General features: G+C 64.9%; 12 protein-coding genes and 1 other RNA gene. 12 read left to right on the top strand and 1 reads right to left on the bottom strand.

Annotation, left to right across the window (positions count from 1 at the left end):
* The 6 genes from ACTS2Z_RS13560 to rnpB form a co-directional block, all read left to right on the top strand.
* A partial coding sequence (locus ACTS2Z_RS13560; RefSeq protein WP_442573739.1) for a DnaJ domain-containing protein occupies nt 1-382 on the top strand: 382 nt, incomplete at its 5' end.
* Between the two features lie 154 nt (nt 383-536).
* Nucleotides 537-806, top strand: a complete 270-nt coding sequence (locus tag ACTS2Z_RS13555; protein WP_442573738.1) for a hypothetical protein — start codon at nt 537-539, stop codon at nt 804-806.
* A gap of 77 nt (nt 807-883) precedes the next feature.
* Nucleotides 884-1,795: a DMT family transporter gene (locus ACTS2Z_RS13550; RefSeq protein WP_442573737.1), complete on the top strand. Its 912-nt coding sequence runs from the start codon at nt 884-886 to the stop codon at nt 1,793-1,795.
* Nucleotides 1,792-2,475, top strand: coding sequence for an N-acetylmuramoyl-L-alanine amidase (locus ACTS2Z_RS13545; RefSeq protein WP_442573736.1), 684 nt, complete (start codon nt 1,792-1,794; stop codon nt 2,473-2,475). Before ACTS2Z_RS13550 ends, ACTS2Z_RS13545 begins: the two co-directional genes overlap by 4 nt.
* A 173-nt stretch (nt 2,476-2,648) precedes the next feature.
* Nucleotides 2,649-3,014, top strand: a complete 366-nt coding sequence (locus ACTS2Z_RS13540) for a DUF2141 domain-containing protein (protein ID WP_442573735.1) — start codon at nt 2,649-2,651, stop codon at nt 3,012-3,014.
* A gap of 45 nt (nt 3,015-3,059) precedes the next feature.
* Nucleotides 3,060-3,469, top strand: an RNA gene (gene rnpB, locus ACTS2Z_RS13535) — RNase P RNA component class A.
* On the opposite strand, the gene ACTS2Z_RS13530 is transcribed toward rnpB, so the two are convergent.
* Nucleotides 3,470-3,622 carry a hypothetical protein gene (locus ACTS2Z_RS13530; protein WP_442573734.1) on the bottom strand — a complete coding sequence of 51 codons (153 nt, stop codon included), beginning with the start codon at nt 3,620-3,622 and terminating at the stop codon, nt 3,470-3,472.
* Nucleotides 3,623-3,697: 75 nt separating this feature from the next.
* Here ACTS2Z_RS13530 and ACTS2Z_RS13525 point away from each other — a divergent pair, with 75 nt between their 5' ends.
* From ACTS2Z_RS13525 to ACTS2Z_RS13500, 6 genes are all read left to right on the top strand, one after another.
* A complete protein-coding gene (locus ACTS2Z_RS13525; RefSeq protein ID WP_442573733.1) occupies nt 3,698-4,162 on the top strand; it encodes a division/cell wall cluster transcriptional repressor MraZ in 465 nt (154 codons plus the stop codon).
* The gene (gene rsmH, locus ACTS2Z_RS13520) at nt 4,162-5,157 is read left to right on the top strand and encodes a 16S rRNA (cytosine(1402)-N(4))-methyltransferase RsmH (RefSeq protein WP_442573732.1); all 996 of its coding nucleotides are present in this window, start codon (nt 4,162-4,164) and stop codon (nt 5,155-5,157) included. The genes ACTS2Z_RS13525 and rsmH overlap by 1 nt, the downstream gene beginning before the upstream one ends.
* The gene (gene ftsL / locus ACTS2Z_RS13515) at nt 5,154-5,519 is read left to right on the top strand and encodes a cell division protein FtsL (protein WP_442573731.1); all 366 of its coding nucleotides are present in this window, start codon (nt 5,154-5,156) and stop codon (nt 5,517-5,519) included. The genes rsmH and ftsL overlap by 4 nt, the downstream gene beginning before the upstream one ends.
* On the top strand, nt 5,516-7,327 hold the full coding sequence (locus ACTS2Z_RS13510) for a peptidoglycan D,D-transpeptidase FtsI family protein (RefSeq protein WP_442573730.1): 1,812 nt from the start codon (nt 5,516-5,518) through the stop codon (nt 7,325-7,327). The genes ftsL and ACTS2Z_RS13510 overlap by 4 nt, the downstream gene beginning before the upstream one ends.
* Entirely contained in the window at nt 7,324-8,802 is a 1,479-nt protein-coding gene (locus ACTS2Z_RS13505; RefSeq protein ID WP_442573729.1) for a UDP-N-acetylmuramoyl-L-alanyl-D-glutamate--2,6-diaminopimelate ligase, read from the top strand. Before ACTS2Z_RS13510 ends, ACTS2Z_RS13505 begins: the two co-directional genes overlap by 4 nt.
* Nucleotides 8,799-9,200 (top strand): Mur ligase domain-containing protein (locus tag ACTS2Z_RS13500; protein WP_442573728.1); only part of this gene is annotated, 402 nt, incomplete at its 3' end. The genes ACTS2Z_RS13505 and ACTS2Z_RS13500, both read left to right, overlap by 4 nt.

Genomic DNA, 9,200 nt, shown 5'->3' with positions numbered 1-9,200 from the left:
TCTGGAGGACGTGCTCGACGGGCTGTTTCACATTGCCAAGGCCGATGGCCGGCTGACACCGGAAGAGTTCGACTATCTCGAAACCGTCGCTGGTATTTTCGGATTTTCTGCGCCCGAATACGCCCGCATTCGTGCCGGGCACGGTGCCTCGGACGGCGATGACCCGTATCTGGTGCTCGGAATCGACCGGGCTATCGAGGATGGCGATCTGAAGCGCGCCTATAGGCGCATTGCCTCGCAAAACCATCCCGACAGGCTGATTGCGCGCGGCGCGCCGCCCGAGCTGCAGCGCCTTGCCGACGAGAAAATGGCCGTGATCAACGCCGCTTACCAGAAAATCCTGGCCGAGCGTGGGCTGAAACCGGCACTTCAGCCAGCGTGACGCGTTCGCGCGCAGGCGGGAACGTCCGGCGTGCATCATGCATTACATATCCGTGAGAGTTGGGCTTCCGGCATTGACGTCGCCGTTCAAACCCCCAACTCTACGCTCAGAGCGGTGGGTTCCATTGCGGACCGGACCAGCGGGAGAGATGCACATGACGCAGCAGCCAGCCTTCAATTCCGACGCGGCCATGCAGGCCTTGCGTGCCGTGATTGCGGCTATCATCGCGGCTGCCTTCATCGGTCTGGTTGTCCTGCTCGCTGCCGTGCTGACGGCCGCGGCCTTCGTGATTGCGGGCCTTGCCATTCTGGGTGCCGGCGCCTTCTGGATCTACCGCAAGGTGCGCGGCCGCAAGAAGGCAGACTCTTCTGTGCTCGTAGCGCGCCGTGGCCCGCATGGCTGGACCGTGGACGGCACCAGCTAGAACGCGCGCTTTACCCGGTAACAAAGCGCCCGGTTTCGTGACTTGATGCAGCTGCGAAGCGCGGCTAGAGCGCGAGTATGAGCCCGCGCCATTTCGCCCTTCTCTTCGCCGTCTGCCTCGTCTGGGGCGTGAATTTCGTTGTCGCGAAATGGTCCGTATCGGGCACGCCGGATATTCTTCCCGGCTTCGAAGGTGTGCCGCCGCTCTTTTTCGCCTTTATCCGCTTCATCCTGCTTTATGCGATGCTCGCGCCCTGGCTGTTGCCGGTGCCGAAAAAACTTGGCCCGGTGATCGGTGCCGGACTTGGCATGGGCGCAGTTCAGTTCGCCTTCCTCTTCATCGGCCTGCACTATGCGACACCATCGGGCATCGCCATCGTGGTGCAGCTGTCCGTTCCCTTCACCACCATCCTTTCAGTGATGTTCCTGAAGGAAAAAGTGGGCTGGGTGCGGGCCATCGGCATGGTCATGGCCTTTGCCGGCGCGTTCCTTGTTGTCTTCAAGCCTGCCGAGTTCACCTTTACGGCCGGTCTGCTGGCTGGTGTGGGCGCCGCCATGGCCGCAGCGGCCGGATCAATCTTCGTCAAGCGGGTGGAGCTCACCACCATACCGCTGCAGGCATGGATCGGGCTGTTCTCGTGGCCGCCTCTGCTGATCGCCAGCCTCATCTTCGAGCGCGGCCAGATAGAAGCGATGCTGGCGGGCGGCTGGCTGCTCCTTGCCAGCATTTTCTTCACCGTCCTGCTGGTGAACATTTTCGGTCACGGGGCCTTTTACTGGCTCCTGCGCCGGTATGACGCCTCGCTGATCGCGCCGATGACCCTGATGGGGCCACTGATCGGGGTGATCTCCGGCGTCGTGCTGCTGGGTGATCCGGTCAGCTGGCAGCTTGTGGCGGGGGGCATTCTGGCCATTGCGGGTGTGGCGGTCGTTGCCGCGCGCCGCTCCACCACCCTGCCGCCGGAAACCGTGATACAAAAGCCGAGATGAAACCGGCCGCGCGACCTTCACCCAATCACGATGCCCGCACCCTGCCGGTCAGCGTGCTGGTACTGCACTATACAGGTATGGAGACGGGGCAGGCCGCGATCGAGCGCCTTGCCGATCCGGCTGCGAAGGTCAGCGCCCATTATGTCGTCGAAGAGAATGGCAGTGTCATCGCCATGGTCGATGAAGACCGCAGGGCCTGGCATGCCGGTGTCAGCTATTGGCGCGGCATTACCGATCTGAACTCGGCCTCTGTCGGGATCGAGATCGTCAATGGCGGGCATGATTACGGCCTGCCGGACTATCCGGAGGCGCAGGTGAGTGCCGTGATCGCCCTGTCGAAAGCCATCCTCGCCCGCCATGCCATTGCGCCGGTCAATGTCGTCGGCCATAGCGATATCGCACCGGGCCGCAAGATTGATCCAGGCGAGAAATTTCCCTGGGAAAGGCTCGCACAAGTGGGCATTGGTCTATGGCCGTCTGCAGTCCGCCCGGTGACGCCGGATGCCGACATTGCGCTCAATGCGCTGAGCGTTATCGGATATAATCCTGGCCTTCCCCTCGCCACCTGCCTTGAGGCTTTTCAGCGCCGCTACCGGCCTGCACGGGTGGATGGACTGCTGGACGATGACAGCATGGGCCGCGTGCTGGCTCTTGCAGCCGCGGTGCAGCCCGCACCCTGAACGGACGACGTTCCTGCGTGGAAGGCCCAGACAAGTCCTGTGATCCGGCCCTTTAGCCCGGGGGTGGCCCCGAAACCGGCTCGCCTTTCATTTGCATCAGCAATAACTTTGAATTACAAAGTTATTGCTGATGCAGTGGAGACTGGCTCTGCTGCCTGCCAAAGGAGGTCATCATGATCATCGCCCTTGCTACCAACGTCATTGTCTCCATCACGGGCGTAACGGACACATCGGGCCATCTCTATGTCCAGCTCTGCCGCCGCGAGCATTTTCTTGGCTCTGGCTGCGAGCATCGCACGCGCATTGCAGCCGCGCCGGAGGCCGAGATCGTGTTTGAAGGGGTCGAGCCGGGCGAGTGGGCAGCCACGGTCTGGCACGACACCAACGATAACGGGGTAATGGAGCGCGGCGTCTTTGGCATTCCACGCGAACCCGTCGTCATTTCCAATAATCCGCCAGCCCGCTTCGGCCCGCCCCGTTTCGACGATGCCGCCTTCACGGTGGGCGAGGCAGAGGTGACGGTGCGCCTCGACTTCTAGCCTTGTTGCTTGACGTATCGCGTGCAAAGGCCGACTAGAAGCCTGTCAGGCGGCCGGGCAGCCGCTTCCGTCCAGTGCCGAAAGGCGGGCGGGAGAGGAAAGTCCGGGCTCCACGGAAGGCATGGTGCCGGGGAAATCCCGGCGGGCCAGGGTTCAAGCCCCGGTTCAGGGACAGCGCCGCAGAAATCAGACCGCCGGGCTTTCCCGGCAAGGGTGAAACGGTGGGGTAAGAGCCCACCGCCCCGACCGCAAGGAAGGGGGCACGGCAAGCCCCGCCAGGAGCAAGACCGAATAGGGACGGACGCCCGTGCGTGCATGGGCAGGTGCGCCTTCCGCATCCCGTCCGGGTGGGTCGCAAGAGGTGGCGTGCAAGCGCCATCCCAGAGGAATGCCTGCCGCTTCTTTCCATTGCGGAAAGAATGGGACAGAACCCGGCTTACAGGCCGCCTGACCCTTCATTTTTCTTCGGAAATTTCGTCGCCGCCGCCGGCGTTAACTAATCGTTCTTTGTCTGTTCTGCTTTGCTGCGCTGCAACATGTTGCGCTTTTACTTGCGTGCGCCTGTAAAAACAGTGCTGATCACTGGCTTCGGCATTGTTTCCCATCATTTCCCATGATATCCCATAATTAACCACATGAGGGCCCGTGACAGGGGTGTGGGATGCAGGGGAGCGCGCCGGGAGATGTTTTTCTCCACCACCACCAACGGGATAGATGCCAAGGGACGGGTTTCCGTTCCGGCCGATTTCCGCGCCGTGGTGTCGGCGGAGCGCTTCGGCGGCATTTATGTCTGGTGTTCGTTTAACGGACCGTTCCTGGAAGGTGGCGGCGAGGCGCTTATGGCCGAGATGGCCGCAGCGATCGACGCCATGGACCCGTATGACGATGCCCGTACTGCGTTCGAGCGGGTCATCTTTGGCGGCGCGCGTCCGCTCACTTTCGACCAGACGGGCCGCATCTCGCTGCCGCGTGACTTCATCGAACATGCCGGCCTTGATGCGAAGGCCACCTTTGTCGGGATGGGCCGCCGTTTCGAGGTCTGGTCGCCCGAGGCCCACGCCGAGCGCCACGCCCGCGATCTTGCCCATGCCCGCGAGAACAAGTCGGCTCTTCGCCGTCCGCCGGTCCGCCCGCAGGAGGGTGTGTGATGGCGCACATCCCGGTCCTGCTCGATGAGGTGATGGTGGCAATCCGCCCGCAAGCCGGTGGTCTCTATGTCGATGGCACGCTGGGCGGGGGCGGCTATGCCCGGGCGGTTCTCGGGGTCGAAGGTGCGCGCCTTGTCGGCATAGACCGGGATCCGGCGGCCCTGCCGGTTGCTGCCCAGCTCCGCAAGGCCTGGCCGGACACGTTTGCTTTCCAGCAGGGTCCGTTCTCGACCATGGAGCAGATCCTCGAACTTTCAGGCGCGGACGGCGTTGACGGGGTCATGCTCGATCTCGGTGTCTCGTCCATGCAGATCGACGAGGCCGGGCGCGGCTTTTCCTTCCAGAAGGACGGACCGCTCGACATGCGCATGGCCAGCGACGGGCCGAGTGCGGCCGATGCCGTAAACCTCCTCGATGCGGATGATCTGGCCGCGATCTTCCGCGTTTATGGTGAGGAGCGCCACGCCCGCCGGGCGGCGCGCGCCATCGTCGAAACGCGCAGCGAAACACCTTTCACCACCACCTTGCAGCTCGCCGAATTGCTGGCCCGCGTCATCGGCGGCAAGCCGGGGCGCATCCATCCCGCCACGCGGGTGTTTCAGGGCCTGCGCATCTACGTCAATGACGAGCTGGGCGAACTGGTGCGCGCGCTGGGCGCCGCCGAGCGTATCCTGAAGCCGGCCGGTGTGCTGGCTGTTGTCAGCTTTCACTCGCTGGAAGACCGGATCGTGAAGACCTTCCTGCGGGCCCGCGCCGGAATGATGGGGCAGGGCTCGCGCCACGCGCCCGAAATCCAGGCCGGTCCGCCGCCCAGCTTCTCCCTGCTTTCGCGCAAGGCCATAGAGCCGTCCGAAGCCGAGATTGCCGCCAATCCGCGCGCCCGCTCCTCGCGGCTGCGTGCCGGTGTCCGCACCCCCAATCCTGCCTGGCCGTCCGATGACGATGCCTTGCCGGGCGTTCCCCCTTACAGCCGCCTTCTGGAGCTTGCCTCATGATGCGCCTCTTCTTCCTTTTCGGGATTCTCGGCAGCATGATCCTTCTGGGCGCACTCTATGTGGCCAAGGCGGAAACCGATGCGGCGCAGGCGCGCCTTGCCACGTTGCAAGCGGAGCTCGCCCAGGAGCGCGCCCGCATCAATACGCTCACCGCCAATATCGCTCATCTGGAAGACCCCGAGCAGCTGCGCGCTCTTGCCCGCACCCATCTGGGGTTTGAGCCGGTCCAGCCGGCGCAGGAATTGTCGCTGGCCGAGCTGGCGCAAGTGCGCGCCGAGGCAGAGCGCATGGCGCCGCAAGCGCCCCAGACCGCACAAGCCGCGTGGCAGGCCTCTCCCCCGGGCGTGAGAGGGCGTCCATGACAGGCTGGCTGGCGCGCCTCTTTGGACGGGTTCAGGTCCGGCGTGACCGCGCCGGGCTGCAGCCTGTGCGCGCCGATGGCTCTGCCGGGTTTGATCCCGGCGCCACAATCCGCCTCGAGGACGAGGCCGGTGAAGCACTTGGCCGTACCCGGCTGCGCCTTGGCATTATTGGCCTCATGGTCGGCGCGGGCTTTCTGGTCGCGGCAGGGCGCGCAGTCGAGCTGGCCATCACCGGAGAGTTTGCCGAAGCCGCGCCAACCCGCATTGCGCAGGCGCCAGTCCGCCGCGGCGAGATTGTCGACCGCAACGGGCAGATCCTCGCGAGCAATCTCGATTTCCATTCGGTCTATGCCGATCCGCGTCAGGTCTGGGACCCCGCAGAGACAGCCGCCGCGCTGCGTACCGTCCTGCCGCATCTCGATGCCGGCGAGCTGGAGCGCCGTCTCTCCTCAGGGCGCAGCTTTGTCTGGATCGAGCGTGGCCTCGGTCCTCGCGAGCGTCAGGCAATCCACATGCTGGGCCTTCCGGGCATCGGCTTCCGGGTAGAGCCGGGCCGGGTCTATCCGCGCCGCCGCCTGGCTGCCCATCTCGTCGGTTTTACCGATCAGGACCTTGCCGGCCTTGCCGGTGCGGAGCGCGCCTTCAATGACGAGCTGGCTGACGGGTCGGGCCGCCCGGTCAGCCTCTCCATTCATCTGGGCGCGCAGGATGCGCTGGAGACTGTGCTGCGAGAGCGCATGGCGCGCTATTCGGCCGCTGGCGCCATGGCCGTGCTGATGCGTGTGGGTACCGGCGAGATCATCGCCATGGCCTCCCTGCCAGATTACGACCCCAACCATGCCGGTTCCGAACCGGCGGAGAACCGTTTCAACCGCACCGTTCAGGGTGTGTATGAGCTGGGATCGGTCTTCAAGCCGCTCACGCTTGCTGCCGGCATCGAGGCGGGAATGGTGCGTCTCGACGACACCTTCGATGCGCGCGCGCCGATCGTCATCGGCTCGCACCGCATCCGCGATTTCCGCCCGCAGGCGCGCATATTGACGGCGCGCGAGGTGATTATCCATTCCTCCAATATCGGTTCGGCCCGCATGGCTGAACATATCGGCCAGGACGTGCTGACGAGCTTCTATGGCGAACTCGGCCTGTGGGAGCGTCCGCCGCTGGAACTGATCGAGGGACAGGACCCGATCCTTCCCAGCCGCTGGGGCCGGGCAGAGCTGATGACCGCCTCTTATGGGCACGGGTTCAATGTGTCTCCGGTCGCGCTGGCTGCGGCCTATGGCGCGCTTGCCAATGACGGCATCTACACACCGCCGACCCTGCGTCCTGTGGGGCCGACCGACATCGTGCCTCAAATCCCGGTGATGAGCTCTGCTACGGCTGCGCAGGTGCTCGGCGTGATGCGGGCCGCCGTTGCGGGTGGGCAGGCCGACCGGGAGGGCCTTGCCATCGCAGGAAAGACCGGCACCGCCCAGCGCATCGTCAACGGGCGCTACCAGGTGGGCAATGTGCTCACGAGCTTTGTCGGGATATTCCCCTTCGATGACCCGCAATACGTGCTCGTTGTCAGCCTTGATCAGCCGCGCCCCATCCGCGAGACGCATGGCTTCAACACGGCGGGCTGGAACGCGGCGCCAACTGGCGGTGACATTATCGAGCGTGTCGCGCCTGTTCTGGGCGTGGGCTTGCGCGAAGCGGATCCCGGTGCCCGTGTGCAGACCGTTGCGCGCCTTTTCGTGCCCCGCACGCCGGTGCGCGAGGGTCCGGAAGAACCCATTGAACTGGCCGCTGGCGGAGACCAGGAATGAGCCCGCAGCACACACTGGCTGATCTTCTGCCCGCAGGGGTGAGCGTTCCGGACGCGGCTCGGGGCCTGGCTGTCACCGGCCTTGCTCTCGACAGCCGCAAGGTGAAGCCGGGCTTTGTCTTTGCCGCGCTTCCCGGCGTCACCACACACGGCAACGCCTTCATCAAGTCTGCCGTGGAGGCGGGTGCCGCCGCGATACTGGCTGAGCGCGGGACGACGGCGCCGGTTCCCGTTATCGAGGCCGATGATCCGCGCCTTGCGCTGGCGCAGATGGCCGCCCGTTTCTCACCGGGCCAGCCCCGGTATATCGCCGCGATTACCGGCACGAACGGCAAAAGCTCGACCGTGGAATTCCTGCGCCAGATTTGGGCGCATGCAGGCTACGAGGCTGCAGCCCTTGGCACGCTGGGTGTGACCCGCTCCTCCGGGCGCACCGATGTAGGTTACACAACGCCGGACGCGATTGCCCTTCATGCCGCACTTCATGCGCTCGCTGGCGAAGGCGTCACGCATCTTGCCATGGAAGCCTCCAGTCACGGGCTGAAACAGCGCCGCATGGATGGCGCGCGTATCGCGCTTGCCGGGTTCTCCAACCTCACCCAGGACCATCTCGACTATCACCCGGACTTTGAGGATTATTTCGCGTCCAAGATGCGCCTGTTTGACGAATTGCTGCCCGAGGGCGCGCCTGCCGTCATCACGGTCGACAGCGAATGGGGTGAAGCGGTCGTGCGCCGCGCCGAGGCCCGCCACCAGACCCTCTTTACGGTCGGATGGAGCGGGCGCGATCTGCAATTGAAAGAAATCACGCCGCACGCGGCTTTCCAGCACGTTCGCTTTGTTCATGCAGGCAAGGAACAGGCGCTGACCTTGCCGCTGATGGGCGAGTTCCAGGCAAGCAACGCCTTCCAGGCTGCCGCCATGGCCATTGCGAGCGGCGTCGATGCCGACACCGTCTTTGCCGCGCTCGAAGTCCTGAAGGGCGTTGCCGGGCGGCTCGAATATGTGGGCGAAACCGCCAAGGGTGCCCCGGTTCTGATCGACTACGCCCACACGCCGGACGGTCTCGACAAGCTCCTTAGGGCCGCGCGTCCGCACACCGCCGGCAAGGTCGTCGTGGTCTTTGGTGCAGGCGGAGACCGGGACCCCACAAAACGCGAGAAGATGGGCGCGATCGCGGCGAAACTCGCCGACCGCGTAATCGTGACCGACGATAACCCGCGCTCGGAAAACCCGGCTGTCATCCGCGCCGCGATCCTGAAAGGTGCCCCGGGGGCGGAGGAGATCGGCGACCGGGAGACGGCGATACGTAAAGCCATTTCCGGCCTTGAGGCGGGCGACACGCTGCTGATTGCCGGCAAGGGCCATGAGACGGGCCAGACCATCAAGGGCGTTGTTCATCCGTTCGATGATGGCGAGGTGGCGCGCCGCACTCTAGAGGAACTGGCCGGAAAGACCGGGGAGCGGGGGCAATGACCGGGCCTTTATGGACAGCGGCAGAAGCCGCGCAGGCGACCGGAGGCCGTCTTGTTGGCGGTGATGACTGGCAGGCTGGCGGCGTATCCATCGACACGCGATCGCTGGAGCGGGGCGATCTGTTTGCAGCCCTCGCCGACCAGCGCGATGGCCATGATTTCGTGCCTGCCGCCGAGGCCGCCGGAGCAGCCGCATCCATCGTCAGCCGGGAAGATGCCGGAACCGGCCCGCGCCTTGTCGTGCCCGACGTGCTGGAGGCCTTGCAGCGCCTTGGCGTCGCAGCGCGCGAGCGCTGCCCTGGCATCCGGGTCGGCGTGACCGGTTCTGTCGGCAAGACGTCGGTGAAGGAGGCCATCGCCGCCGTGTTCCGGACTTCCGGTCCGGCCCACTGGAGCGTG

The organism is Glycocaulis sp. (assembly GCF_052168375.1).
Lineage (GTDB): Bacteria > Pseudomonadota > Alphaproteobacteria > Caulobacterales > Maricaulaceae > Glycocaulis.
The sequence above is the reverse complement of the archived record's forward strand: the minus strand, read 5'-3'. Positions and strand labels throughout refer to the sequence as shown.

Bases quoted from the DNA above. Each gene is read 5' to 3' on its own strand.
- ACTS2Z_RS13555 (WP_442573738.1), top strand. From the start codon at position 537: ATGACGCAGCAGCCAGCCTTCAATTCCGACGCGGCCATGCAGGCCTTG.
- ACTS2Z_RS13525 (WP_442573733.1), top strand. From the start codon at position 3,698: ATGTTTTTCTCCACCACCACCAACGGGATAGATGCCAAGGGACGGGTT.
- ACTS2Z_RS13510 (WP_442573730.1), top strand. From the start codon at position 5,516: ATGACAGGCTGGCTGGCGCGCCTCTTTGGACGGGTTCAGGTCCGGCGT.
- ACTS2Z_RS13545 (WP_442573736.1), top strand. From the start codon at position 1,792: ATGAAACCGGCCGCGCGACCTTCACCCAATCACGATGCCCGCACCCTG.
- ACTS2Z_RS13550 (WP_442573737.1), top strand. From the start codon at position 884: ATGAGCCCGCGCCATTTCGCCCTTCTCTTCGCCGTCTGCCTCGTCTGG.
- ACTS2Z_RS13505 (WP_442573729.1), top strand. From the start codon at position 7,324: ATGAGCCCGCAGCACACACTGGCTGATCTTCTGCCCGCAGGGGTGAGC.
- ftsL (WP_442573731.1), top strand. From the start codon at position 5,154: ATGATGCGCCTCTTCTTCCTTTTCGGGATTCTCGGCAGCATGATCCTT.
- ACTS2Z_RS13540 (WP_442573735.1), top strand. From the start codon at position 2,649: ATGATCATCGCCCTTGCTACCAACGTCATTGTCTCCATCACGGGCGTA.
- rsmH (WP_442573732.1), top strand. From the start codon at position 4,162: ATGGCGCACATCCCGGTCCTGCTCGATGAGGTGATGGTGGCAATCCGC.
- ACTS2Z_RS13530 (WP_442573734.1), bottom strand. From the start codon at position 3,622: ATGATGGGAAACAATGCCGAAGCCAGTGATCAGCACTGTTTTTACAGG.